General features: G+C 64.5%; 26 protein-coding genes. 7 read left to right on the forward strand and 19 right to left on the reverse strand.

Annotation, left to right across the window (positions count from 1 at the left end):
- Positions 1-36 precede the first annotated feature (36 nt).
- Entirely contained in the window at positions 37-324 is a 288-nt protein-coding gene (locus AB5Y51_RS06905; protein WP_042882535.1) for a hypothetical protein, read from the forward strand.
- Positions 325-369: 45 nt separating this feature from the next.
- Here the strand turns inward: AB5Y51_RS06905 and AB5Y51_RS06910 are convergent, their stop codons facing one another.
- Both AB5Y51_RS06910 and speA read right to left on the reverse strand, forming a co-directional pair.
- Positions 370-558 carry a hypothetical protein gene (locus tag AB5Y51_RS06910; protein ID WP_010674183.1) on the reverse strand — a complete coding sequence of 63 codons (189 nt, stop codon included), beginning with the start codon at positions 556-558 and terminating at the stop codon, positions 370-372.
- 256 nt (positions 559-814) lie between these two features.
- A complete protein-coding gene (gene speA, locus AB5Y51_RS06915) occupies positions 815-2,716 on the reverse strand; it encodes a biosynthetic arginine decarboxylase (protein WP_368178205.1) in 1,902 nt (633 codons plus the stop codon).
- Between the two features lie 1,025 nt (positions 2,717-3,741).
- Between speA and pepT the strand changes: the two genes are divergently transcribed.
- Both pepT and AB5Y51_RS06925 read left to right on the forward strand, forming a co-directional pair.
- Complete coding sequence (pepT, locus tag AB5Y51_RS06920) at positions 3,742-4,968, forward strand: peptidase T (RefSeq protein ID WP_042865220.1); 1,227 nt, start codon at positions 3,742-3,744, stop codon at positions 4,966-4,968.
- Positions 4,969-5,073: 105 nt separating this feature from the next.
- Positions 5,074-6,798 carry a lysophospholipid acyltransferase family protein gene (locus AB5Y51_RS06925; RefSeq protein WP_368178206.1) on the forward strand — a complete coding sequence of 575 codons (1,725 nt, stop codon included), beginning with the start codon at positions 5,074-5,076 and terminating at the stop codon, positions 6,796-6,798.
- Between the two features lie 63 nt (positions 6,799-6,861).
- On the opposite strand, the gene AB5Y51_RS06930 is transcribed toward AB5Y51_RS06925, so the two are convergent.
- From AB5Y51_RS06930 to AB5Y51_RS06945, 4 genes are all read right to left on the reverse strand, one after another.
- Positions 6,862-7,173: a SelT/SelW/SelH family protein gene (locus AB5Y51_RS06930; RefSeq protein ID WP_010674179.1), complete on the reverse strand. Its 312-nt coding sequence runs from the start codon at positions 7,171-7,173 to the stop codon at positions 6,862-6,864.
- On the reverse strand, positions 7,170-8,291 hold the full coding sequence (locus tag AB5Y51_RS06935) for an adenosylhomocysteinase (RefSeq protein ID WP_010674178.1): 1,122 nt from the start codon (positions 8,289-8,291) through the stop codon (positions 7,170-7,172). Before AB5Y51_RS06935 ends, AB5Y51_RS06930 begins: the two co-directional genes overlap by 4 nt.
- Positions 8,292-8,476: 185 nt before the next feature.
- Entirely contained in the window at positions 8,477-9,211 is a 735-nt protein-coding gene (locus tag AB5Y51_RS06940; protein ID WP_161653365.1) for a hypothetical protein, read from the reverse strand.
- A complete protein-coding gene (locus AB5Y51_RS06945; protein ID WP_010674176.1) occupies positions 9,211-9,771 on the reverse strand; it encodes a YceI family protein in 561 nt (186 codons plus the stop codon). Before AB5Y51_RS06945 ends, AB5Y51_RS06940 begins: the two co-directional genes overlap by 1 nt.
- A gap of 109 nt (positions 9,772-9,880) precedes the next feature.
- On the opposite strand from AB5Y51_RS06945, the gene AB5Y51_RS06950 reads away from it, so the two are divergent.
- Positions 9,881-10,783 carry a LysR family transcriptional regulator gene (locus tag AB5Y51_RS06950; protein ID WP_039038856.1) on the forward strand — a complete coding sequence of 301 codons (903 nt, stop codon included), beginning with the start codon at positions 9,881-9,883 and terminating at the stop codon, positions 10,781-10,783.
- Between the two features lie 8 nt (positions 10,784-10,791).
- On the opposite strand, the gene AB5Y51_RS06955 is transcribed toward AB5Y51_RS06950, so the two are convergent.
- A complete protein-coding gene (locus AB5Y51_RS06955) occupies positions 10,792-11,193 on the reverse strand; it encodes a hypothetical protein (protein WP_010674174.1) in 402 nt (133 codons plus the stop codon).
- A gap of 66 nt (positions 11,194-11,259) precedes the next feature.
- Between AB5Y51_RS06955 and AB5Y51_RS06960 the strand changes: the two genes are divergently transcribed.
- Positions 11,260-12,993 carry a formate--tetrahydrofolate ligase gene (locus AB5Y51_RS06960; protein WP_368178207.1) on the forward strand — a complete coding sequence of 578 codons (1,734 nt, stop codon included), beginning with the start codon at positions 11,260-11,262 and terminating at the stop codon, positions 12,991-12,993.
- A 230-nt stretch (positions 12,994-13,223) separates the two neighbouring features.
- Here the strand turns inward: AB5Y51_RS06960 and AB5Y51_RS06965 are convergent, their stop codons facing one another.
- On the reverse strand, positions 13,224-14,873 hold the full coding sequence (locus AB5Y51_RS06965) for a methyl-accepting chemotaxis protein (protein WP_323879385.1): 1,650 nt from the start codon (positions 14,871-14,873) through the stop codon (positions 13,224-13,226).
- Positions 14,874-15,123: 250 nt separating this feature from the next.
- Positions 15,124-15,780 (reverse strand): GTP cyclohydrolase I FolE, encoded by a 657-nt coding sequence (folE, locus tag AB5Y51_RS06970; protein WP_010674171.1) that lies wholly within the window; start codon positions 15,778-15,780, stop codon positions 15,124-15,126.
- Positions 15,781-16,150: 370 nt separating this feature from the next.
- Between folE and moeA the strand changes: the two genes are divergently transcribed.
- Complete coding sequence (moeA, locus tag AB5Y51_RS06975) at positions 16,151-17,377, forward strand: molybdopterin molybdotransferase MoeA (RefSeq protein WP_368178212.1); 1,227 nt, start codon at positions 16,151-16,153, stop codon at positions 17,375-17,377.
- Entirely contained in the window at positions 17,374-18,129 is a 756-nt protein-coding gene (gene moeB / locus AB5Y51_RS06980; protein ID WP_368178208.1) for a molybdopterin-synthase adenylyltransferase MoeB, read from the forward strand. The genes moeA and moeB overlap by 4 nt, the downstream gene beginning before the upstream one ends.
- Positions 18,130-18,200: 71 nt before the next feature.
- Here moeB and AB5Y51_RS06985 read toward each other — a convergent pair whose 3' ends face one another.
- The 10 genes from AB5Y51_RS06985 to moaB all read right to left on the reverse strand — a co-directional run bounded on the left by AB5Y51_RS06985 (position 18,201) and on the right by moaB (position 25,412).
- Positions 18,201-19,010: a hypothetical protein gene (locus AB5Y51_RS06985; RefSeq protein WP_368178209.1), complete on the reverse strand. Its 810-nt coding sequence runs from the start codon at positions 19,008-19,010 to the stop codon at positions 18,201-18,203.
- A complete protein-coding gene (gene parM, locus AB5Y51_RS06990) occupies positions 19,003-20,046 on the reverse strand; it encodes a plasmid segregation protein ParM domain-containing protein (protein WP_223302530.1) in 1,044 nt (347 codons plus the stop codon). Before parM ends, AB5Y51_RS06985 begins: the two co-directional genes overlap by 8 nt.
- A 113-nt stretch (positions 20,047-20,159) precedes the next feature.
- The gene (locus AB5Y51_RS06995) at positions 20,160-20,936 is read right to left on the reverse strand and encodes an alpha/beta fold hydrolase (protein WP_042017457.1); all 777 of its coding nucleotides are present in this window, start codon (positions 20,934-20,936) and stop codon (positions 20,160-20,162) included.
- Positions 20,937-21,003: 67 nt separating this feature from the next.
- Positions 21,004-22,059, reverse strand: a complete 1,056-nt coding sequence (gene modC / locus AB5Y51_RS07000) for a molybdenum ABC transporter ATP-binding protein (protein ID WP_323888931.1) — start codon at positions 22,057-22,059, stop codon at positions 21,004-21,006.
- Complete coding sequence (gene modB / locus AB5Y51_RS07005) at positions 22,056-22,736, reverse strand: molybdate ABC transporter permease subunit (protein WP_010674165.1); 681 nt, start codon at positions 22,734-22,736, stop codon at positions 22,056-22,058. Before modB ends, modC begins: the two co-directional genes overlap by 4 nt.
- Positions 22,737-22,859: 123 nt before the next feature.
- Entirely contained in the window at positions 22,860-23,582 is a 723-nt protein-coding gene (modA, locus tag AB5Y51_RS07010) for a molybdate ABC transporter substrate-binding protein (RefSeq protein ID WP_368178210.1), read from the reverse strand.
- Positions 23,583-23,636: 54 nt separating this feature from the next.
- Positions 23,637-24,116, reverse strand: a complete 480-nt coding sequence (moaE, locus tag AB5Y51_RS07015) for a molybdopterin synthase catalytic subunit MoaE (protein WP_134997092.1) — start codon at positions 24,114-24,116, stop codon at positions 23,637-23,639.
- A 2-nt stretch (positions 24,117-24,118) separates the two neighbouring features.
- Entirely contained in the window at positions 24,119-24,364 is a 246-nt protein-coding gene (gene moaD / locus AB5Y51_RS07020; RefSeq protein WP_048207331.1) for a molybdopterin synthase sulfur carrier subunit, read from the reverse strand.
- The gene (gene moaC / locus AB5Y51_RS07025) at positions 24,361-24,855 is read right to left on the reverse strand and encodes a cyclic pyranopterin monophosphate synthase MoaC (RefSeq protein ID WP_210600193.1); all 495 of its coding nucleotides are present in this window, start codon (positions 24,853-24,855) and stop codon (positions 24,361-24,363) included. Before moaC ends, moaD begins: the two co-directional genes overlap by 4 nt.
- A 50-nt stretch (positions 24,856-24,905) precedes the next feature.
- Entirely contained in the window at positions 24,906-25,412 is a 507-nt protein-coding gene (gene moaB, locus AB5Y51_RS07030; RefSeq protein ID WP_039038846.1) for a molybdenum cofactor biosynthesis protein B, read from the reverse strand.
- Between the last annotated feature and the right edge of the window lie 180 nt (positions 25,413-25,592).

Raw genomic sequence — 25,592 nt, forward strand, 5'->3', positions numbered from 1 at the left:
CCCATGGCAGATCACCCGTTCAGAGGAGCCACATCCATGGCCAGATACCAGTTCTTCAGCGTCCCCGCCTCCCGCCGTCAGCAATATACCTATGTCGACATGGCCTCCCCCACCTTCCTCACGGAGAAGGAGGCGCTGCTGACGCAAGGGTTCGAGGTGGAAGAGGATTTCATCGACGCGGCCACTCCCCGCGAGGCGGTGGAGAAGTACAGATCCGGCTTTCTCTACGTGGCTGACGAGATAGGCAAGTCAGACGAGACCTATGCGGCGGCAACGGCCTTGCTGGAGATGGGCAAGAAGATCCTGGGCCGCAAGGCGGGCTGAGCAAGGCGGGACGCCGGGACGATACCCCCGATGGCCCGCGGGCAGTCAGCGTTGGGGGTGCTGGCGGAGCATCTCCACCAGCTCCTCTTCACTGCCGGGTTCATGGGCAAGCTGCAGGCTGGGGGCGGCGCCCCCCATCAGCATATAAACGTGAGTGCTGCAGTGATCGTAGTGATACCACTTACCGTCGATACAGACGTCGGTATAGCATCTCGGGTCCCTCTTGAGTTCCATACGCACATCCTTATGTGTCATTCACCAACATCACCCTTGACCGTAAAATAAGCGGCCCGAGTCCCCCTTGACCTGGATCAAGGGAGGTGGCGGGCAGAAGCGGGCAGTGGCCGGATCTGCCCGGGGCGGGATGCCCCCAGCCCGGGTGACCGAGCCCGCCAACCGGCCCCAGCCAGGCAACAGCGCAACAAAAACGGCGCCCGAAGGCGCCGTTTTTCATGTCCGTCATTTGACCGACGGGGAACAAGCCGCTGGCTTATTCGTCTTCCAGGTAGGCGTAGCCTTGCAGACCCAGCTCCAGCTCGTCGAGCAGGGCCTTGCGGGTCTCGTCGTCCAGCGCCGGGTGGGAGACGATGCGCTGGTAGTTCTCGCGGATCACGGACGGGTCGATGTTGACGTAACGCAGCAGCTGGTCGACGGTGTCGCCACGCACCACGTTGCGGATGTCCATCTTGCCTTCTTCATCCAGCCACACTTCCGCGCAGTGGGTGTCACCGAACAGGTTGTGCAGATCCCCTAGGATCTCCTGATAGGCACCCACCAGGAAGAAGCCGACGTGGCACTCTTCGCCTTCACCGTAGACCGGCATCGGCAGGGTGCTTTCCACCCCCAGACCGTCGACGTAGTGCTCCACCTGACCGTCGGAGTCACAGGTGATGTCCATCAGGATACCGCGGCGGGTGAGCGGACGCTCGAGGCCGGAGAGCGGCATCACCGGGAACACCTGACCTATGCCCCAGGCATCGGGCAGGGACTGGAACAGGGAGAAGTTGGCAAAGCACTTGTCAGCCAGTTTCTCGGAGAGCTCGTCGGCCAGGGCGCGGTGGTTGCGGTTGACCGGGTTCAGCAGCTCCTTGAGCGCCAGACAGGTGTTCTGGTGCAGCATCTCGGCCCAGGCGCGCTGCTCCAGGTTCAAGAGGCCCATGGTGTACTGGGCGTTGACGTCACCGAGATCCGCCACGGAGTCGTGGAAGATCTCCAGCAGGGAGGGATCTTCCCCGCGCAGGTCCAGCCAGCCTTTCCACATGTTCTGCAAGATGGTGGGCGCGTCTTCGTCCGGGGCGCTGATGTCGTTCACCTCCACCCCTTCGGCACCAATGATGTTGGTGACCAGCACGGCGTGGTGCGCAGTCAGGGCACGGCCGGACTCGCTGATGATGGTCGGGTGCGGCAGGTCGAACTCGCGGCACACATCGCCGATGCCCCAGACCACGTTGTTGGCGTACTCGGAGAGGCTGTAGTTCGCGGAGCAGTGGCTCTGGGAACGGGTGCCCTCGTAGTCCACACCCAGGCCGCCGCCCACGTCCACCACCTCGACCTTGGCGCCAAGACGGCACAGCTCGGCGTAGAAGCGGCCGCACTCGCGGATGCCGCCCTGGATGTCGCGGATGTTGGCGATCTGGGAGCCCAGGTGGAAGTGCAGCAGTTGCAGGCAGTCCAGCTTGCCGAGGCTGCGCAGACGCTCCACCAGCGCCAGGATCTGGGAGGCGGAGAGACCGAACTTGGACATGGAACCGCCGCTCGATTCCCACATGCCGGAGCCGGTGGACGCCAGACGGGCGCGCACCCCGATGTTGGGCTTGATGTTGAGACGAGCAGACTCGTCGAGCACCATTTCCAGCTCGGAGGGCTTCTCCACCACGATGTAGACCTTGTGGCCCATCAGGTTGCCCAGGAGGGCGTGGCGGATGTATTCGCGGTCCTTGTAACCGTTGCAGACGATCACGGACCCTTGCTCATGATGATGGGACAGCACGGCCAGCAACTCGGGCTTGGAGCCCGCTTCCAGCCCAAGCCGGGGCTTGTCGCTGTAGGACTGACTGATGGTCTCGATGACGCGGCGCTGCTGGTTTACCTTGATGGGGTAAACGCACAGGTAATCCCCTTCATAGCCTGACTTTTCGATGGCCTGACCGAAGGCGTTGAACAGCGCATCGACCCGGCTCTTGAGGATGTCGGGGAAACGCAACAACACCGGCGTGGTCAGCCCGGACTGGCGCAGTTGCTCGATGGCCTCGGACAGCACGATCTGAGCCTCGGGGCGAGACTTGTCGGGAGAGACGGTCACATGACCGGCGTCATTGATATTGAAAAAACCCGCACCCCAGTAGGGAACGTTGTAGACCTTCAAGGAGTCCTTGCTGGACCAGTTAGTCATGGGCTATGCCTCGCAAATGAGCGGCCGTGGGCCGCCTTCGTTACCCTCAATCACATCCAGACCATTGATTGCAAAATGCGGCAAGCCAGAGCGGCCTGCTGACGTTGGACCCGCAACGGAGCATGCTCCGCCACATCCTGTTCATTGCACATCGCGGCAAGCCAAGGCTGCCTGGTGGATCTTGGGAAGTAACGAGTCTTGATGTGGGGCTGGTGGCTTTACATCAAGCTCAACGGTATGCGGTAACACCTTGCCGGCGTACCGCGGTACTTTGATGACAATCGGCATCAGCCACGCCGTTTGTTCATCATTCGGCAGCCATCCCGACGGACAGGAGAGGGTTTCAAGGAAGAGAAGGGAAGACGTCAGCACGCATCGTGTTGATGGACGACAACCACTACGACCCGCTCAACGCCAGTGACCGCCCATGACAAGGGAGATGATGAGCCCGAAGCCCACTCGGTCAGCTGAAAGATGAGAGTCCGTTGTTCTCCCTGATACCGGAGCCTAACCGGTATTAAAGAAACCATTCCCCAGCAGTGTCTGTCGTTTCTGCGTGCCTCGCCCTATAGGCGTCATGATCCTGCGGGTCTGGCGGACACGGCCTGCGCAGGGTTGCCCTTGGATCGGCGCGGAGTGTACACACTTACCGCAGCCAGTGACAATAAAAAATCGTGTTAAAAAACGGGTTTTCATCGGGGGGCAAAATCTCGCTGCCAGCAAGGCGGGCTCTGGGATGGCGGGGGATGGGAGTGCGTGGGCGAGGCGATGAAAATAACCAACACGTCACGCTTTTTGGGTCACCCCTTGCCAGCGCTGGGCCGAGGGGAAATTCAGCTTTTCCGCAATTGCTTAACCAGTTTTCATTTTGGAATTTTTATGCAAACTGCCGAGCAATGATCCCCGCCCCTCCCCTTCGATGGCCCTCCTCTCCCCCACAAAGTCATCAAAAACTGCGCTGACGCAATAAGCGGCGCCGCCGTCTTGGCCACAATGACTCCTCTTTCGTGACCCGAGGCTTGCCCATGAACACCCTGCTTTCGCGCTTTCTCCACTACCTCACCTTTCATACCCGCTCCGATGCGACCAATCCTGACTGCCCCAGCAGCGAGGGACAGCGCCTCTTCGCCCGGGCCCTGTGCGACGAAATGACGCAGATGGGGCTGAGCCAGGTCACCCTGGACGAGCATGGCTACCTCACCGCCTGCCTGCCGGGCAACCAGCCGGATGCCCCCGCCATCGGGCTCATCGCCCACATGGACACCGCCGATTACGAGGCCGAATGCGTCGTTCCCCAGATAGTCGAGCACTATCAGGGGGGCGATATCTGCCTTGGCAAAGGGGACGAGGTGCTGGCCATCCGCCAGTACCGCTTCCTGAAAAACTACCTGGGGCAGGATCTCATCACCACCGACGGCACCACCCTGCTGGGGGCCGACGACAAGGCGGGCATCGCCGAGATCCTCACCGCCGTGGAATACCTGCAGGCTCACCCCGAGATCCCCCGTGGCGATGTCTGGGTCGGCTTTACCCCGGACGAGGAGATAGGGCGCGGTGCCGACCGCTTCCCGCTGGACCGCTTCCCGGCCAAGTGGGCCTACACGGTGGATGGCGGCGAGCTCGGCGAGCTCGAATGCGAGAACTTCAACGCCGCCAGCGCCACGGTGCGCATCACAGGCAACAACGTCCACCCCGGCACCGCCAAGGGCAGCATGATCAACAGCCAGACCCTGGCCGCCCGCTTCCATGCCGCCATGCCCGCCGAACAGACCCCGGAGTGCACCCAGGGGTATGAGGGCTTCTTCCACCTGGCCCGGATGGAGGGCACGGTGGAGGAGACCACCCTGCACTACCTCATCCGCGACTTCGACGATGACTGCTTCGCCGCCCGCAAGGCCCAGCTCAAGGAGCGGGTCGCCTCCCTTCAGCTGGACGCCCCCAGAGCGCGCATCACCCTGGAAATAGTGGACAACTACCGCAACATGCGCAGCCAGATAGCGCCCCATCCCCACATCGTCGAGCTGGCCAAAGCCGCCATGGAGGCCGCCGACGTGGTGCCCAAGATCAAACCCATTCGCGGCGGCACCGACGGCGCCCGGCTCTCCTTCATGGGGCTGCCCTGCCCGAACCTGTTCACCGGCGGCCACAACTTCCACGGCAAGCACGAGTTCATCCCCCTGCAATCCATGGAAAAAGCGGTCGCCACCCTGGTGGCGCTGGTGCGCCTCACCTCTGCCTGGCGGGCAGAGTAAGGGGGCAAGGACGGGGCTCGCCCCGTCATCAAACCGTCACCCAACCGACACACGAAAGGCACGCAGGGGCGTCAAGCTGGGGCAAAGTTCAGCGGAGCCTTGCCCATGTTCGACGTCGATACCCTGTTGGGGCAGCACCTGCCCCACCTCGCCAGCCAGCCCCTCCTCCGTCCCCTGATGAGGCAGGGGCTGAGCTGGTTGCTGCATGAGGAGGCCTTCACCCGCTTTGCCGCGCGCCATCCCCACCTGCGCGGTCTGGACTTCGTCGAGCAGGCCCTCACCGAGCTCCACTTCGACTACCGGGTGAGCGAGGCCGAGCTCGAGCACATTCCCGCCAGCGGCCGGGTCATTCTTGTCGCCAACCACCCCATCGGCTCCCTGGACGGGCTGGCCCTGCTGCGCCTCATCGGGCGCATTCGCCCCGACGTCAAGATAGTGGCCAACCAGGTGCTGGCCCAGCTCGCACCGCTGCGCCCTTTGCTATTGCCGGTGGACAACCTGGGGGGCAAGACCGACAGGCAGGCCATCCTCGCCATGAACGAACACCTCGCCGCCGACGGGGCCCTGGTTATCTTCCCCGCAGGCGAGGTCTCCCGCCTCGGCCCCAAGGGGGTGAAGGATGGCCCCTGGCAGGCCGGCTTCATCAAGCTGGCCCAACGCACCCGAACGCCCCTGGTGCCCATTCACCTGGGAGGGCGCAACAGCCTCTGGTTCTATCTCGCCTCCTGGCTCAACAAGCCCGCCTCCGCCCTGCTGCTGGTACGCCAGCTGTTTCGCCAGCAGGGGCAGACGCTGCCTGTGACCATAGGGGCGCGCATTCCCCTCGCCAGTTTTCAGGAGCTGCCGGCCAAGACGGCGGCCCGGCTGGTGCGCGGCCACCTCTACCGAATCGCTCGGGGCAAGGCGGGACGGTTGCAGACCGAGGCCCCCATCGCCCTGCCAGAGGATCGCCGCCTGCTGAAACAGGCCATCGACGGGTGCGAGCTGCTCGGCCAGACCCCGGACGGCCAGCGCATCCTGCTCTATCGCCGCCACGAGCAGAGCCACTCGGTGATCCTGCGTGAGCTGGGGCGCCTGCGGGAGATCGCCTTTCGGGCGGTGGGGGAAGGGTCGGGCAAGCGGCGGGATCTCGATGCCTTCGACGATGACTATCACCACCTCATCCTCTGGGATCCCGCCCGCCTCGACATCATCGGCGCTTACCGTTTCGCCCCGGTGGCCGAACGGCTGGCCAGCAAGGGGCTGGATGGCCTCTACAGCCACACCCTGTTCGGCTTCGAAGAGAAGCTGCTGCCCCGGCTGGAACAGGCCATCGAGCTTGGCCGCAGCTTCATCCAGCCCGCCTACTGGGGCAAGCGGGGGCTCGATTACCTCTGGTTCGGCATCGGGGCCTATCTGGCCCGCTATCCCCAATACCGCTACCTGTTCGGGCCCGTCACCCTCTCCGGCAGCCTGCCACCAGCGGCCAAGGATCTGCTGGTGAGCTTCTATCGCCAGCACTTCGCCCCCGCCCTTGCCCTCGCCCCTTCCCGCCGCCCCTATCCCGCCACGCCGACGCTGTTCGAGGGGCGCGATTACGGGGACGACCTCAAGGTGCTCAAGGCCGGGCTCGACAACCTGGGCTGTGCCATTCCCACCCTCTACAAGCAGTACGCCGAGCTGTGCGAGCCGGGGGGGGTGCAGTTCATGGACTTTGGCATCGATCCGGACTTCAACCACTGCATCGACGGCCTGGTGTGGGTGGACGTGAGCCGCATCAAGCCCCACAAGCGGGCCCGCTATATCGGCCTCCCCGCCGGGGAAGCGCTGGCCACCTCTGGCGACCGTTGACCGGGGGCCGCAACGAAAAAGGGAGGCCTGCGCCTCCCTCTTTCACATCATGGGTGATGCCGCCTACTCGGCTGCGGGTTTGCGATCCGCATGGCCGAGATCCCGCTCCGGGGCGATGACATCCCGTACCCGCTGCTTGATCTCCTTGGCCTCGGGGAAGCCCTCGTCGGCCACCCTGTCCCACACCAGTACCCCGTCCACCAGGATGCGAAACTCCCCCTTGCTGGCGGGCACCAGGGCCACCTCGCCCAGTTCGCCGTCGAAGGTGGAGAGCAGCTCCTGGGCGAGCCAGGCGGCTCGCAGCATCCAGCGGCAGAGGGTGCAGTAACGGATTTCGATGCGCGGTTTCGCAAGGGGCAAATGGGTATCTGTCATGGGGTGACTCCGTGAAAATCGGTCAACCAGTGGCGAGCGATACGCTGCATGGTGGCCTGGGGCAGTTCGTGAAGGCCCGGGGTGGATGCCTGATGGGCCAGTTGGTGCACCCCTTCGATGATCTCCGCCAGCACGAGGTAGACATATTCGCCGATGACGGCGCCGTGGACGAAGTTGACCGCCTCCCCCCGGTTGAGCAAAAAGATGGTGCTGCCGTCCGGCCGGGTCAGGGCCAGCACATGGGGACACACCTCCTCGCTCGGCCAGGGCAGCTGGGCGAGGCTGAAGGCGAATTCGTCGTCGGCGGAGGTGACCGAGGCCAGCATGGCGCCGGGGCGCAGGGCCTGCAGATCGGATATATCGAGGGAGCCGTTGCCGGTGGAGCAGATCACCAGCTCGGCGCGGCCCAGGGCCTCGGCCTTGTTCACCAGCTTGAAGCCGTGGGAGAGCGCCTCCACCTGGCGCAGGGCATCCGTCTCCACCAGCTCCAGATGCAGGTTGCGACAGCGCAGTTCCCGGGCGATGCTGCGCCCCACCTTGCCATAGCCGAACAGGGCGGCCTGGCAGACGTTGAAGGTACGCCTCAGGGTACGCGCCAGGGACTCCGCGGAGTAGACCACGCTCAGGCCGATCTGGATATCTTCCGCCTGCTTGAGGGGGCTGCGGGCCACCGAGATGACGGGGGCCGCCAGGGACTCCTGTTCATACCGCTGATGGCCGTTCTCGGTCATCTCCACCACCCCGATGAAGCGGGCGCCAAAGTGCTCGGCCAGTACCGCCTGGCTCTTGGCGAAGTAGCCGCCGATGTCGAGGATGATGAGCCGCTCGTGGGACATCACCAGGGGGGCAATCTGGGCGATCACCTCACCGGGATCCGAGGTCCAGTGGCGATTGAGGGGCAGCACGGGGTAGTGCTGCTGGGCCCAGGCCAGGGTCGGTCCATGCACGGACTTGGGTTTGGGCAGGATGGCACCGACCCGGCCCACCCGATCGAGCACCTGGATGAAGTCGGGTCTGTCGGGAAGCAGGTGGGTCACCAGCAGGATGCAGAGATCCCCAAGACATCCCTGTTCGGTGAAATGGCGAAAAAACAGATGCTCAGATCCCTGACTGCGCAACTGTGGCCTCCTTAGCGTGCCGCGGGAAAGCAGGCAAACAGAACCCGGCATAGCCGGGTTCTGTGTGTATCCAGATAATTGAAAATCCTTTTTATCCGAAAGCACCATGGGTCTCAATCTTTATCTGTCCAGACTTTGACAAGCCCATCAATTTCTAAGGTAATAGCCTGTTTTTCATGCAGAAATCAGTAAAGTGACGCCTCTGGCCATACCCACCACAGACTCACTCCGGCACCGACGGCCGCCACCAGGATCAAGACCCCCCAGCGAGAGAGTCCCGGGCGCCCGTGCAGGGCACGTTCCAGCAGCGGCAACAGCCAGACCGGCAGCAGCACCAGCAGGGGCACTTCCACGTACTGCCAGGCGAGCATCTGCACGAAGGCGAGTGAAAGCCCCAGGGCAGCCGGGGTCACCTTGACCCCTGCAAAGGCGCCGAGCAGGGCACGGAATCCGGCAAACGCGGCCAGGGCCCCCGTCAGCTGGGCGATGAGCAGGCTGCCATCGATGCCGATGACCAGCGCCAGCCAGATGAAGGCCAGGGCGAAGCCGAGCCCCTCCTCGCTGTCACCACGCCAGCTCGTCCAGCCAGACCAGAGGATGGCGGGCAGCAGGGCCAGCCAGATCCCGGGCTCGCTCGCCAGCACGGAGGCCAGCCCCTGCCACCACACCAGGGCGCCCAGCACCCCGAACAGCGCGAGGGCGATCCCCTTGCTGGTACCCTGGGTCAGGGCGGGCACCAGCAGGGTCAGCGGCAGCCACTGCCACGCCTTGACCGGCAGGCCATAGGCACCGCCCAGCAGGCAACCCACCAGCCAGATCCCCAGGGCGCCCCACAGATAGCCCAGCCGCGGCCAGCGCCATGACAGCAAAGCGGCCCCTAAAGGAGCCGCCAGGGTTTGAAGCAGGAGTGCTGCGCCCATTACTTGCGCACGCCTTCAACGAACAGGTTGATGGTCATCTCGTCAGGGATGTTCGGCACCATGTAGTTCACGCCGAACTCGCTGCGCTTGATGGTGGTGGTGGCGTTGAAGCCGCTGCGGTAGCCGCCCCAGGGATCCTTGCCCTCGCCAATGTGGACCAGGTCGAAGGCCACGTCCTTGGACACGCCGTGCAGGGTCAGGGTGCCCTTGAGCACGCCTTTGTCCTTGGTGCCTTCATAGCCGGTGCTGACGAAGGTCATCTTGGGGTACTGCTTCACGTCCAGGAAGTCGGGGCTGCGCAGGTGCTTGTCGCGGGCCTCGTGGTTGGAGTCCACGCTGGCGGCATCGATTTCGAAGCTCGCCTTGGCCGCCGCCGGGTTGGCGTCGTCCATGCTGAAGGTGCCACTGAAGGTGTTGAACCGGCCGACCAGTTCGGAGAAGCCGAGGTGGCCCACCTTGAACTGGACTGTGGTGTGCGCTGCATCGACATCGTAATCGGCAGCCATCAGGGGAGCCGCCATAAACAGGCAGGAGGCCAGCAGGGCCTTGGTCATTTTCATTCCGATCGTTCCTTCATTGGGGGTTCACAACGGTGTCCAAAATGCTAACCTCCTATCGAGAATAGATAATCATCGATTTATTAAAATAATTATCAACCGAGAGTGGAATATGGATCAGATAGCCGCCATGCGCACCTTCATCAAGGTGGTGGAGTGCCAGAGCTTCACCAAGGCCGCCCACCAGCTCGGGATCTCGGTCGCCATGACCTCCAAGCTGATGCAGCAGCTCGAGGAGTCCCTCTCCACCCGGCTGTTGTCGCGCACCACCCGCCAGGTCAACCCCACCGAGGCGGGCCAGTTCTACTACCAGCGCTCCCTGGCCCTGCTGGCGGAGCTCGAAGAGACCCACAGCCAGCTCACCCACAACAACCAGCAGCCCCAGGGCACCCTCAAGCTCTCGGTGCCCATGGATTTCGGCTACCTGCACCTCTCCCCCGCCCTGCCCCTGTTTCGCGAGCGCTACCCGGACTTGAAGCTCGAGATTGAGTACAGCGACCGGCGGGTGGCCCTGGTGGAGGAGGGGTTCGATCTGGCCCTGCGCATCGGCAACCTGCCGGACTCCTCCCTGGTGGCCAAGCCGCTCGCCATGATGAAGATGGTGGTGTGCGCCAGCCCCGACTACCTGGCCCGCCGGGGCAGGCCGAAGACCCCGGAGGATCTCAAGCAGCACGACTGCCTCATCTACACCCTGACCCAGCCAGACTGGGTCTTCAAACGGGATGGGGAGGAGCACAGCATTCGCCCCCAGGGGCCCCTTCGCGCCAACAACGGGGTGGCCCTGACCCGGGCCGCCTGCGACCACCAGGGCATCATCTTGCAGCCCACCTTCATCGTGGGGGATGCGCTGCGCTCGGGGGCGCTGGTCCCCTTGTTGCTGGAGTGGGAGAAGGGGCAGGTGGGGCTCTATGCCCTCTATCCGCACCGCCGTTTCGTGTCGGCCAAGGTGCGCTGCTTCATCGAGTTCGTGCAGGAGCGCTACCTGGCGCCCCACTACTGGGACAGGGAGACCTGAGCCCGGGCTCAGGGGGTGGGCATCAGCTCGGCCACCAGCAGGTGATCCTGCTGGCTCATCTGCCAGCGTGGCAGACGCTGGCGCAAGGCGGCGAGCTCGGCCTCCCCCAGCGCATAGGGCAGGGTGACGTGCAGGCAGTGGCAATCCAGCATGGCCGCCAACTGCATCATCAGGGCGAGGTTCGCCTCGTCGCTCTTGTGCTTGTTGATGCGCTTGCCGAGCTCGTGACGAAAGTGGGTCTCGGGATCCTGGGTCATCGCCTGCCAGCCGTAGCCAAAGAGCGGGATGAAGGCGCTGACGATGCCAAGGGCGGTGAGGGGCCGTTTGGGCGGGTGATAGAGGGCGTTGAGATCCAGCAGGATGGGGCTTTGATGGGGCTCACGACTGCCGGATAAAATAGTATTGCTCATTGGATTACCCTGTTGATTCCTCTAGACTTCGCCGCATATTTGACCTGACATGCCAACGAGGTGCTGATGCTAAGCGATATCGAGATCTCCCGCCAGTCCCCCCGCCTGCCCATCGCCGAGGTGGCAGCTCAGCTCGGCATAGCGGCCGCCCATCTCCACCCCCACGGCCATTACAAGGGCAAACTCGACCTCGCGCTGCTCCATCACGCCCCCGCCCGCGAGCCCGGCAAGCTGGTGCTGGTGAGCGCCATCACGCCCACCCCCCTTGGGGAGGGCAAGACGGTCACCACGATCGGCCTCTCCATGGGGCTCAACCACATCGGCCAGCCCAGCATCGCCACCATTCGCCAGCCGAGCCTCGGCCCCGTCTTCGGGGTCAAGGGGGGCGCCGCCGGGGGCGGCATGGCCCAGGTGGTGCCGATGGAGGAGATGAACCTCCATCTCACCGGGGATTTTCACGCCCTCACCGCCGCCCACAACCTGGCCTCTGCCGCCTTGGATGCCCGCCTGTTCCATGAACGCAAACTCGGTGACCAGTTCAGCGCCAGAACCGGCCTGGCGCGGCTCGATATCGATGCAGACAACATCCTCTGGCCACGCACCCTCGACATGAACGACCGGGCGCTTCGCCACCTCACCCTCGGCCAGGGCGGCGCTGCCGATGGGGTCGAGCGCCCCGATCGCTTCGTCATCACCGCCGCCTCCGAGCTGATGGCCATTCTGGCGCTGGCCAGGGATCTCAAGGACTTGCGCGCGCGTATCGGCCGCATCCAGCTCGCCCTCGACCTGCGCGGCAAGCCCATCACCGCCGAGCAGCTGGAAGTGGCGGGGGCCATGACGGTGCTGCTCAAAGACGCCCTCAAGCCCACCCTGATGCAGACCACGGAGCAGACCCCTGTGCTGGTCCACGCCGGCCCCTTTGCCAACATCGCCCACGGCAACTCCTCCGTCATCGCCGATCGCATGGCGCTGGGTCTTGCCGACTACGTGGTGACCGAGGCGGGTTTTGGCTCCGACATGGGGCTGGAGAAGTTCTTCAACATCAAGTATCGCCAATCCGGCCTCGCCCCCGCCTGCGTGGTGCTGGTGGCCACGGTGCGCGGCCTCAAGGCCAACAGCGGCCTGCTTGACATCCGGCCGGGCCAGCCGCTGCCGGCCAGCCTGCAAGGGGAAGATCTCCCCACCCTGACAGCGGGGTGCGCCAACCTCGCCTGGCATATTCACAACGCCCGCCGTTACGGGGTGCCCGTGGTGGTCGCCATCAACCGCTTCCCCACCGACAGCGACGCCGAGCTGGCCCTGCTGGAGGCGGCGGCGCGCCAGGCCGGTGCCTGTGGCGTCGCCCTCTCCCGGGCCTTCACTGACGGTGGCGCGGGTGCGGCGGATCTGGCTCACGCCGTGGTGGCGGCCTGCAAGCAGCCCAGTGAGGTCAGGCTGCTCTACCCCGATGAGATGAGCCTTGCCGCCAAGCTCGCCACCCTGGTGGAGTGCGGCTATGGCGGCCGGGGCGTCACCCTCTCGGACAAGGCGCGCCAGCAACTGGCCAGACTCTCGGCAGAGGGTCAGGATCACCTGCCCGTCTGTATGGCCAAGACGCCGCTCTCCCTGAGCCATGACCCGGCCAGGAAGGGCGTGCCGACGGACTTCGAGGTCCCCATCGAGGAGGTGAAACTCTGCGCGGGGGCAGGCTTCGTCTATGCCCTGGCGGGCCCCATCATGACCATGCCGGGCCTGGGCAGCCTGCCGGCCTATCGCCATATCGACATCAACGATGACGGCGACATTGTCGGCCTGAGCTGACGTACAGGCTGGCAGTCTGCCGTCCCTGAACACCATATCGACATCGACGATGACGGCGACATTGTCGGCCTGAGCTGACGTACAGGCTGGCAGCCTGCCCTCCCTGAACACCATATCGACATCGACGATGACGGGGAGATTGTCGGCCTGAGCTGACGGCGCCCAGGTCCAGCCAGAAACAACAAGGCCCCGCCGATTGGCGGGGCCTTCTGCTATCTGCCGAACAAGGCTTACAGGGTAAAACGCTGGGTCATATGGTGCAGGGTATTGGCCAGCTTGCTCAGCTCGACACAGGCCTGGGCGGTCTGCTGCGCCCCCTGGGCATTCTCGTCGGCGGCGGTGTGGATCTTGACGATGCTGCGGTTGAGCTCTTCGGTGACCGCGTTCTGCTGCTCGGTGGCGGTGGCGATCAGGGTGTTCATGTCGGTGATCTGGGTGACGGCACCGTTGATGCTGTCGATGCTGCTCCCCGCCTCCCGCGCCAGCTCCACGCTCTCCTGCATCTGCTGACGGCTCAGCTGCATGGCGCTGCCCGCCTCGGCGGTACGCTCCTGAAGCACTTCGATCATCTTGCTGATCTCGGCGGTGGATGCCTGGGTGCGCTGGGCCAGACTGCGCACCTCGTCCGCCACCACCGCAAAGCCACGGCCCTGCTCGCCGGCCCGGGCCGCTTCGATGGCCGCGTTGAGGGCCAGCAGGTTGGTCTGCTCGGCGATGCCGCGAATCACGTCCAGCACCATGCTGATGCTGGCGCTGTCGGTCTCCAATTGCTGCACCACGCCCCCGGCCTGCTCTATCTGACGGGAGACCTGCTCTATGCTGCCGATGGCGCTGCGTACCACCTGGTTGCCCTGGGTGGAGGTGCGGGAAGCCTGCTTGGCCGCCCCCATGGCGTCCGTGGTGTTGCGAGCCACCTCATTGACGGTGGACTGCATCTCGTTCATGGCGGTGGCGACCTGAGAGACCTCTCCCTGCTGGCTTGCCATGCCTTTGGCGGACTGCTCGGAGATGGCGCTCACCTCCTCTACCGCGCTGCTGAGCTGGCTCACCGAGCCGGAGATTTCGCTCACCAGCTCTGCCAGTGCCCCCTGCATCCGGTCGATGGCCGACCCCAGCTGACCCAGCTCGTCGCGGTTGAAGCGGTTGCCGCGGACCCACTCCTGCAGCTCGCCCCGGCCGAGATCGCCGCTCGCGATGCGCTGGGCCTGACGGGCCAGCATGATGAGCGGGTCGCGGATCTGGCGGGTCAGCACCACCGAGAGGGCGACAACCAGGGCCAGGCCTATCACCAGGGCCAGGGTCACGCTCAGTTTGGCGCTGTCAAAGGCGTCCACCACCTCGGCACGGGAGCCCACGGAGTAGCCGTGGTTGATGCGGATAAGCTCACCCACCGACTTGGTCAGATTGGTATAGAGGGTGACCCCCTCCCCCATGAAGAGGTGCTGGGCTTCAGCCATCTGTCCCGAGTCCTGCATCTGCCGGATGCGCTGGTGCAGGGCGATATACCTCTCCCAGTCCGCCTTGACGATGTCAAAGGCGCGGCGCTCCTCCCGATCCTCCGCCCAGATGGTGCCATCGTGGGCCACTATCTGGCGCGCAGCCTCTTGCAGGCTCTTCTCGCTCTCATTGCGATAGCGGGCCTTCTGCTGGGCATCGTCCGCCACCAGGAAGACATCCAGTTCGTAGCGGCGCAGGGCATTGATGGTCTCGCCGAGGGTGCTGGTGCGCACGACGGCGGGCAGGATACTGTCGGTAAAGCCGATGGCGGCGCGGTTCATCTTGCTGAATTCAAACAGCGAGAAGCCGCCGATAAAGGCCATCATCAGGCCGAGTACGGCAAAGCCGGCGGTAAGTTTTTTGCCTATCGTCATGGTGTTCATGGCATGTCCTGCATGGGGGAAAACAAGTGGCATTGCTGGGTGCAGGCCTGGCCTGCGCCTTCACTACCCTCCTTGGCAGCACATCTCGTCCCTGTCGGCGCGCACAAGGGCGGGCCCGGGGTGTCGGCGTCAACCAGACCGTCCGACAACACGGAGAGCCATAGCGACCGGCACGGTCACAACTTTAGGTATTTTTCAAAAAAAGTGAGGGAAAGGAGACGGGGCCTGTCGGCGACAGGCCCCGGGAGCACTACCCTTTCAGACCACCGAGGAACTCGGCGCGGGTGTCGGGCTGGGTCTTGAAGACGCCGCCCAGGGAGGTGGTGGTGGTGTAGGAGGTGGAGTCCATCACGCCACGGGCCTTCACGCAGAAGTGGGTCGCCTTGATGCTGATGGCCACGTCCCTGGTGCCAAGCAGGGTCTGCAACGCCAGCAGGATCTGCTGGGTCAGCCGCTCCTGTACCTGGGGGCGGCGGGCGAAGAACTGCACGATGCGGTTGATCTTCGACAGGCCAATCACCTTGCCGCGGGGAATGTAGGCCACGTGGGCAAAGCCGTCTATGGTGACGAAGTGGTGCTCGCAGGTGCTGGTGAGGCTGATGTCCCGCACCATGATCATCTCGTCCACCTTCATCTTGTTCTCTATCACCGTCACCTTGGGGAAGGTGGCATAGTCGAGGCCGGAGAAGATCTCGTTCACGTACATCTTGGCAATGCGGTGCGGGGTCTCGGCCAGACTGTCGTCGGCCAGATCCAGTCCCAGCGTCTCCATGATGGCGCGCATATGACCTTCGATTTTTTCCTTTTTCTGCTGGCCGCTCAATTCATTGGCCACCAGAGGTGTCTCAAGGCCCTCGGCCTCGAGCGCCGCCCTGACCAACAGGGCTTCCTGGCTTAAGCTCGTCATCGTGTTTCTCTCCCACGCTCAGGGACTGTGCTGGCCTGCGGCATGGTGCCGCGGCGCAATCTTACAGGGCGATTATTGTCATAATTCTGTCTAACTCAAGCCCGGTGCCCGACTTTATGCCAAACCACCCCGTTTTGTCCGCACCGGCCTGCCCATTCGGGGGCAAGGCGCACGGCCGTGCCGCCTCTTCCCCAGCCACCATCTCGCACAAGCCTCGCTCTGGTTACTCATCAGGAGGTAATTCAACGGGATAGCGCCCCATAATCCGATCACACCGGGGCATCTGCCCCCCATTACCGCACCTTCGGCCTGCCCATCGGAGCGGATTTTTGGGATAATCCGCCCCCTACACACCAGAGAGGTCATGATGATGGGATTCGATACCGGTGCACTCCTCCCCTTGGACAAGGCCCTGCAAGGGATGCTGGAACAACTCACCTGCTGCTGCGAGACGGAGCGGTTGCCCCTGCCCCAGGCGCTGGATCGGATCCTGGCCGAGGAGATAAGCTCCCCCCTCTTCGTCCCCCCCTTCGACAACGCCGCCATGGACGGCTATGCCGTGCGCCTGGCGGATCTCGCCGCCGGGGTGCCGCTCCCCGTGGCGGGCAAGGCCTTTGCGGGCCAGCCCTATGAGGGGGAGTGGCCCGCCGGCCACTGCATCCGCATCATGACCGGGGCCCCTGTGCCCCCGGGTGCAGACGCTGTGGTGATGCAGGAAGAAACGCAAGCCGGCGACAACGGGATCACTTTCCTGACCCGCCCCGTTGCCGGCCAGAACATCCGTCGCCGCGGCGAGGATCTGGCGCAGGGTGACAGGGTGCTCGAAAGCGGCCTGCGCCTGAGTCCCAGAGAGCTGCCGCTGCTCGCCTCCCTTGGCATCGCGAACGTCACGGTGCGCCGTCCCCTCAAGGTCGCCATCTTCAGCACAGGGGACGAGCTCAAGCCTCTGGGCACCCCGCTCCAGCACGGGGACATCTACGACTCCAACCGCTACGGGGTCAAGGCGATGCTGAACCGCATGGGCTGTGAGTGCCTGGACCTTGGCATCATCCCCGACGATCCGGCGGCCCTGCGCGCCGCCTTCTTGCAGGCCGACCGCGAGGCCGATGCCCTGATCACCACCGGGGGAGTCTCGGTGGGGGAAGCGGACTTCACCAAGCAACTGCTCGAAGAGCTCGGGGAAATTGGCTTCTGGAAGCTCGCCATCAAGCCGGGCAAACCCTTCGCCTTTGGCCGGTTGCCAAACGCCTGGTTCTTCGGTCTGCCGGGCAACCCGGTCTCCGCCATGGTCACCTTCGATCAGCTGGTGCAACCGGCCCTGGCCAGACTGGCCGGTCAGCAGTTTGCACGCCCGCACCCCCTCCAGGCCCTGGCGACAGAGCCGCTCAAGAAGAGCCCGGGGCGCCTGGACTTCCAGCGCGGCATCCTGAGCGTGGGCCCGAATGGCCTCGAGGTACGCAGCACCGGCTCCCAGGACTCCGGGGTGTTCAGCTCCCTGTCCCGGGCCAACTGCTACATCGTGCTCGAGCAGGAGCGCGGCAAGGTGGCCGCCGGTGAGACGGTCACCGTCGAGCCCTTCTCGGGGCTGCTGCTGTGAGCGAGATCCTGAGCGACGCAGAACTCCTTCGCTACAACCGCCAGATCGTGCTCAAATCCTTCGACTTCGAGGGGCAGGAGGCGCTCAAGCAGTCACGCGTGCTGGTCATCGGCGCCGGGGGCCTCGGCTGCGCCGCCAGCCAGTATCTGGCGGTGGCCGGGGTCGGCCACCTCACCCTGGTGGATTTCGATCGGGTGGAGCTCTCCAATTTGCAGCGCCAGGTGCTGCACAGCGACGCGCGCATCGGCCAGCTCAAGGTGGAGTCCGCGGCGACGTCCCTGCGCGCCCTTACCCCCTGGCTCGAGGTGGAGACCCACGCCGCCCTCGCCGACGAGGCGCTGCTCGATGCCCTGCTGCCAGGCCATCAGCTGGTGCTCGACTGCACCGACAACGTCGCCATCCGCAACCTCCTGAACCAGCGTGCCCGCCAGCACAAGGTGCCCCTGGTCAGCGGCGCCGCCATCCGGCTGGAGGGGCAGCTCTGCAGTTTCACCTGGCAGGAGGATGAACCCTGCTACGCCTGTCTCAGCGCCCTCTTTGGCGATCAGGCCCTCACCTGTGTCGAGGCGGGGGTACTGGCCCCCGTGGTGGGACTGGTGGGCAGCCTGCAGGCGCTCGAAGCCATCAAGCTGCTGGCGGGCCTGGGCAAAAGCTACAGCGGCCGCCTGCTGGTGATCGACGGTCTGGGTGGCAGCTTTCGCGAGCTGAAGCTTCCCAAACGCCCCGACTGCCCGGTCTGCTCAAGGCCCTGAGCAGCGCCCACAAAAAAGCCGAACCCCGGGGTTCGGCTTTTTTCATTGGGCTGCGGGTCGTCACAAAGGGCCTAGAAGATCCCCTTCGCCTTGACCTTCTTCATGCTCGCCACCTGGTTCGAGAGATCTTCGATGAGGGGCTCGGCCAGCTCGGACGAGCCAGCCCCCCGGGCGGGCTGGCTGGCCAGGCGCTGGATCAGGCGGTGCTGCTCGCGAATGAGCCGGGACTGCTCCTCCAACTGGCGGGAGAGCAGCTGGATGCTGCCCGCAAGGGGGGCCAGATCCGCCTCTCCCCCCGCCGTCGGCAGCTTGCCCGCGATGGCCTCTGCCAGCAGATCGTGATCGAGCGGGGCCGGCAACCCCTGCTTCAACTCGTCCCAGAGCCCGGTGGGCTGCTGCTCGCCGATGCGGCTTACAATCTCGTCCACCAGGCTGTCCGGAAGTGGCGCCGCCTGCTGACCCAGACGCTGAACGATTTCATCCGCCAGCCCCCGGTTGTCTCCCTGCCCCAGCTGGGGAGCCAGCCTGGCCACGATTTCATCGATCAGGGTATCGGTCGCCACGGGCGCACTCCCTTCCCCCAGATCGAAGCCGCAACTGGCGAAGACATGGCGCAGGGTCGAGAGGTTCACCTGCTCCGGGCCGAAGGCATTGGCCATCCCCTTGCACAGGCTCGGCGCCAGCACATACAGGAACATGCCGCTCAGGTAGATGTCCTTGTGAAAACGGCTCTTGGAGAAGTCGAACTCCTCCACGTCGTCCTGGATCTTGCGCGCCCGCTGATACCAGCTTTGCAAGATCCCGGCCGCATAGCGATCAGACTCCAGCGCACCCGGATCCATGAAGATGGAGAAGGTCATGCGCTTGAGTTGACTACTCATCGCCGACCTCGGCCATCACGGGCGCCTCACGGTACACCTCTTCCTCTTCCGTGGTGTAGAGGCAGATCTCCCGCGCCAGGGCGGACTGGGCATCGTCCAGCAGCTCCACCCGCTCCCCCAGGGTCGGATAGGCAGCCTTGATGGCATCGACGATCAGTGACGCGCCGCCACCGACCAGATAGATCCGGTTCGGGTTCTTGGCGAACTTCTTCGCCTCGTGGGCCACCTGGGATCCCAGCTCGTCGATCTTGTTCTGCATCTTCTCGAGGATCTTCGGGATCTGGCTCTCGTCGTTGACCACGTCCCGCACGAAGCTCATGTCGTGGCGGCGCTTGATGAATTCGTTGGCCACCAGATAGCTCGAATCGCTGTCTGCCGCCGCCAGCGCCTTGCGGGTCGCGTCGGTTACCATGGAGACGCCGATCTCGTTGTTGCCATACACATCGGAAACGTCGTCAAACTCGCCGACGATGATCCCCATGTCCAGGGTGGTGCCACCGCAGTCGATCACCAGCGTCTTGGTGAACTCGTTGCAGCCCGAGCCAATCAGGCGGGAGAGCGCCGCCGGCAGGCTTTCCGGCATCACCTCCACGCTGACGATGTTGAACAGCTCACCCTTGTTGAGGCTGATGGCCCGCATCAGGTTGCGGCGCTTCTTCTCGATCTTCTCCTCGTTGCGCTGACAGTCATCCGGGTTGTAGAACTCGGTGATGGGCAGGGTCACGGTGATGGCCACATCGCAGGGGGTCACGCCGGTCTGCAACAGGGCATGGTGCACGGAGAGCAGGTTGAGATCGTCGTACTGGTACTCCACGTGGGTGGTGGCCAGGGACTTGTCGGAGGTGGCGTCGTAGGTGTACTTGGTGTTGCCTATCTCGTAGTTGTAGATCTTCTTGTCCTTGCGCAAGGCGGCACTCTTCCAATCCTTGCGAAAGGAGTTGGGGGAGATGATGGTCTTGAGCACCTTGTTCTCAATCCAGCTCACCTTGACGTTGGTTGAACCATCGTCGATGGCCATTTTCATTACTTCAGACATGAGGAAATACCTGTTCAATAGGGCAAGATGGGTCCGATTGCCTTGCCATCTGCCACTGGCAAGGCGATCGGACCAATACATACACGGGGGATCAAGGTCAAAAGGCGACAAGTCTAATGGGTTTCTAAAATCCGGTGAAGCAAATGATTGAACCCGGCGGGATCTTCCGCCGGCCAGGCGTGGTGACCATCCGGGGTGTGGATGGTGGCATTGGGCAGGGAGGCGAACTGCTCCACCCGCCGCGCCAGGGGCAGATAGTCGTGACTGGTGGAGATGATGGCCACCGGCTGCCAGAGGGTGCCGAGACGAGCCCGCACCGACCAGCCGGGCAGCGCCTCCAGCAGCGCCTTGTAGGTCTTCTTTTTGTTGCGCACGAAGCGCCCCCGGAAGGTGTGGCGCACCTGGGCGAGATCGGGGCCGGGAAAGAGCTCGCGACCGAGCCACCACGCCAGCGGCCGCATGCCGAACCAGCGCAGCCACTTGAGGCGCATGGCATAGCGCTCCTGCTCCTTTGGCGTCTCCAGCAGAAATTCGCTGAAGCCGTTGACCAGCACCAGCCCCTGCACCTTGTGGGGCAGTTGCAGCGCCAGCTCCAGCGCCACCATGGCACCGAGCGACAACCCCACTACCCAGGCAGGCTCGGGCTGTTCGTCGAGCCAGCGGGCCACATCCGCCGCCAGGGTGGGCACGTCAAAGGGCCCCTCCTGCATGCTCTGGCCGTGGCCGCGCAAGTCGATGGCCACCACCCGGTAACGCTCGGAAAAACGCTCGATCTGCGCCTGCCAGTCGAGGCTGGAAGAGCCCAGCCCGTGCAGCAAGAGCAGCAAGGGCCCCTCCCCCGCACTGCGCAGGGCCAAGCCATGGGATTTCATTACCTGATTGCGACGCACCCGTCCCCCCTTTCTCGACGCCATGCCGGCCACTCATGGCCAGCCAATCCGTACTCCGGTCCCCCGTCTACCCCTCTCCCACCAGGCTCACCGCCTTGATGTAGGCGTAGAGGCGCATGGCCGGCGTCAGGGCGAGCCGCTGCGCGGAGCGGCTGGTGATCCGGGCCAGCAGTATCTGCTGCCCGAGAGCCAACTGCAACAGGGTCTGCCCGGGTCGCACCTCCCGCACCTCCAGCAGCCGGGTCTCGAGGCAGTTGGAGAGGCTGGAGTGCACGATGGGCTCGGTGGCGATCACCAGATCCCGCGCCGCCACCTTGATCTGCAAGGGGCCAGCTTCATCGGGGGCATGCTCCATGGTCACCATCAGGGTCTGCTCCCCGAGTCGCAGGGTCGCCATCTGCTCGTGCTCGTCGTAGTGGGCCAGGGTCGCCGAGAGCATGACCCCGACGTCGTCGCGACTGGCCAGCGACAGGTCGGTGCGGGCGAAGATCTCCTCTGGGGTGCCCTGGGCCTCCACCCGTCCCTCTGCCAGCAGCACCAGTCCATCGCAGAGCAGGCTCACCTCCTCCATGGCGTGGCTGACGAAGATCATGGGGATGCCGCTCTCCTGCTGCAAGCCCTTGAGCACGTGGGCCTGATGGATGCGGCTGCGCCTGTCCAGCGCCGAGAAGGGTTCATCCAGAAGCAGCAAGTCGGGCTCGGCCAGCAAGGCCCTGGCCAATGCCACCCGCTGACGCTGCCCGCCGGAGAGGCCGTGGGCTGGTTGCCCCAGCAGCTCGGCAAAGCCGAGGCGCGCAGCCAGATCCTCTGGCTGCCAGCGCCCCCTCCCCTTGCGAGCCGCCAGTTGCAGGTTGCCGAGCACGCTCAGGTGGGGGAAGAGACGAGCATCCTGAAACACCAGCCCGATGCGCCGCGCCTCGGGGGGCAGGGCTGCAAGCTCGCGCCCCTGCCAGCGCAGGGCATCGCCCGGGGCCCTGTCGAGCCCGGCGATGATGCGCAGCAGGGTGCTCTTGCCACAGCCCGAAGGACCGAACAGGCCGAGGATGCGGCTTGGGGGCAACGCCAGATCGCACGCCAGGGTGAAGGGGCCGAAATCACGTCTGGCCTTGAGGTAGAGGTTCATCCGAACAGCCTCCGTTGCCGACGTTGCAGCACGCCGTAGACCAGCACCAGCATCACCAGGGAGAAGCCCATCAGGCCGCCTGCCAGAATATGGGCATTCTGGTAATCCATCGCCTCCACGTGATCAAACAGGGCGATGGAGAGCACCTGGGTCTCCCCGGGAATGTTGCCGCCAATCATCAGCACCACCCCGAACTCCCCCAGGGTGTGGGCAAAGCCCAGCGCCGCCGCCATCACGAAGCTGGGCAGCGTCATCGGCAGGATGATGCGAAAGAAGCGCTCAAACGGGCCCATCCCCAGGGTGGCGGCAGCCTCCAGCTCCTTGTTGCCCATGTTGACGAAGGCGGAGGTGAGGGGTTGTACCACGAAGGGGAGCGAATAGATGACGGAGGCGATGAGCAGGCCGAGGAAACTGAAGGCGAGCGGGGCTCCGAAGGTCTCCCGCCACCAGCCACCGAGGCCGTACTCCGGGGAGAAGGCCAGCAGCAGATAGAAACCGAGCACGGTGGGCGGCAGCACCAGCGGCAGGGCCACCATGGCTTCCACCAGGGGGCGCAGCCGGTGCTGGCTGCGAGACAGCCACCAGGCGAGCGGCGGCGACAGCAGCAGCAGGATGGCAGTGGTACTGGCCGCCAGTTTCAGGGTCAGCCAGACCGCCAGCAGATCCCCTTCACTCATAGGGTCCCCTCTCGGGTGTCGATAAAAAACAGGGCGCCGTCATGACGGGCGCCGCCTTGGGACACGTCAGGCACCGGATCTGGCCAGCACGGGGCTGGCCGGATCCCGGCAGACGCCGGGCGCTTACTTCGGCAGGGCGTAACCCGCCGCCTTGATCTGCGCCTGTCCCGGCCCCTTGAGCCAGGCGACCAGGGCATCCACCGCCGCCCCTTTCTTCAGCACCAGGGCCTGCTGCTCGATGGGGGGATAGAAGCTGGCCGGTACCGCCCAGGCTTCGCCGGTCTTGCCCGCCTCCACCAGATTGGCCCAGGCGACGAAGCCCAGCTTCGCATTGCCGGTATCGACGAACTGCCAGGTCTGGCTGATGTTGGTGCCGGTCAGCACCCGATACTGCTTGGGATCGATCTTGAGATGAGCCAGGGTCGCCATGGCGGCAGCGCCATAGGGCGCTGTCTTGGGGTTGGCGATGGCCAGCTCCCCCTGCCAGTGGCGCAAGGTGGCCTCGTCGGGAGCAGGCCCCCCCTTCTGCCAGAGGCCGAGCTGACCGATGGCATAGGTGAAGCGTTCGCTCCCCTTGCCTTCCGACTCCAGCTTTTGAGGGGTCGCCACGTCGGCCGAGAGGAAGAGATCGAAGGGCGCACCGTGGGTGATCTGGGTATAGAGCACGCCGGTGGCCGCCGAACTGATGACGACGCTGTGGCCGGTCTTGGCGGTGAACTCCTTGCCGATGCGCTCTATGGTGCCCTTGAAGTTGGCCGCCACCGCCACCTTGACCTCGTCAGCCAGCACAGCACCGCTGTACATGGCGCCGGCGCCCAGCACCAACAGGGATACCCATCTCTTCATTCCGTTGCTCCTTATGTTCCGGCACGGCCGGATCGATTGACACGAGCCCGAGGCTCACTCCCCTTGTTGCCAGCGGGCCAGGGCGGCGTCATCGCTCGCCCTGGCCTCGACCCAGCGTTGCACCCCGTCGGCGGTCAGCTCTTTTTTCCAGAACGGCGCCCGGGTCTTCAAGAAATCCATGATGAAGTGGCAGGCCTCGAAAGCCGCCTCGCGGTGGGCGCTGCTCACCACCACCAGCACGATCTGATCCCCGAGCAGCAGCTCGCCGATGCGGTGAATGAGGGTGCACTCCTGCAGCGGCCAGCGGCTGCGGGCCTCGGCCACTATGTTCGTCAGCGCCTTCTCGGTCATGCCGGGGTAGTGTTCGAGGGCCAGCCCCTTCACATGCTCCCCCTGATTGAAGTCGCGCACCTTGCCGACAAAGCTGACAATCGCGCCTGTGTCCTGCCGGGCAGCAAGGCGGGCATATTCGTCGGCCAGCGAGAAGTCATCCCGCTGCACCAGGATGCGATCGATCATGGTTGCCTCGCTCATCATCAGCCTCCGGTCACCGGCGGGAAGAAGGCGACCTCATCCCCGTCATGGAGGGGGGTATCCAGCGGTACCAGGGTCTGGTTGACCGCCACTAGGAGCTTGCCGGATTCGAGCGCCAGCGCCCACTTGTCACCTCGCTCGCTCAAGGCGGCGCGAAGGACATCGGCACTGGCGTAGTCGCAAGGCAGGCTGAGCTCGTCGCAGCCGACCAGCTCACGCACCTGGGCAAAAAACAGAACCTTGATCATGCCTGCTCTCCTTGGGTCGCACCCAGCTGGAAATGACCGGACTTGCCGCCCTTTTTCTCCACCAGACGCACCTGCTCGATCACCATGTCCTTTTGCACCGCCTTGCACATGTCGTAGATGGTCAGGGCCGCTACCGAGGCGGCGGTGAGCGCCTCCATCTCCACCCCGGTCTTGCCCGAGAGCTTGCACAGGGTACGGATATGGACCCGATTGTGCGCCGCCTGGGGGGCTATCTCTACCTCCACCCGGGTCAGGGCCAGGGGATGGCACAGGGGAATGAGGTCGGCGGTCTTCTTGGCCGCCATGATGCCGGCGATGCGGGCGGTGGCGAACACGTCCCCCTTGTGGTGCTGACCGCTCAGGATCAACGCCAGGGTCTCGGGGGCCATGGTCACGAAAGCCTCGGCGCGGGCCTCGCGTTCGGTCACCTGCTTGTCGGTGACATCCACCATGTGGGCCTCGCCGCTCTGGTTGAGATGGGTCAGGTTCATCTATGCCCCTATCGAAAAATAAGATGGATGATCCGGGTTTACTCCCGGGATCACAGATGGGTCACGAAGTTGCACGGCCGGGTACGGGCGTCGAGCTGATCCCGGATAAGCTGTTCCCAGCCCAGGCGGCAGGCGCCGGTGGAGCCGGGCAGGCAGCAGATCAGGGTGCGGTTGGCGAGCCCTGCCAGGGCACGGCTCTGCATGGCGGAGCCTTTTATCTCGGCAAACGAGAGCTGGCGGAACATCTCGCCAAAGCCCTGCACCGTGCGCTCGAACAGCACGCCGACCGCCTCGGGCACCCGGTTCTGCTCGTTGAAGCCGGTGCCGCCGTTGATGAGCACCACCTGGACTCCCTCGTCGGCAATCCAGTCGCTCACCTGGGCGCGGATGCGAAACAGGTTGTCGGGGCAGAGCGCCCGGTCGGCCAGCACGTGGCCAGTCTGGGTCAGGGCCTCGACCAGATAGTCCCCCGAGCTGTCATCGGCAGCGGTGCGACTGTCGGAAACCGTCAGGACGGCGATCTTGAGAGGGATGAATTCGCTGTGTTTGGGTGCCATTGGGGCCATTCCTGTCAATCATTGACCACGAGAGGATGAGGTGAACGCGCCGCACCGTGGTGCCAGCCATGAAAGGAGCCGGTGGGCGCCGCGTTGCCGGGAAGGGATTCTATCAAAAGATGTCTGGCTGGGGGGCGTCATTGCCCATTAATCTCGAAGGCCGCCGGATCCCGGGGATCC

The sequence above is a fragment of the Aeromonas sp. R7-1 genome (assembly GCF_040908115.1).
GTDB classification, from domain to species: domain Bacteria; phylum Pseudomonadota; class Gammaproteobacteria; order Enterobacterales; family Aeromonadaceae; genus Aeromonas; species Aeromonas caviae.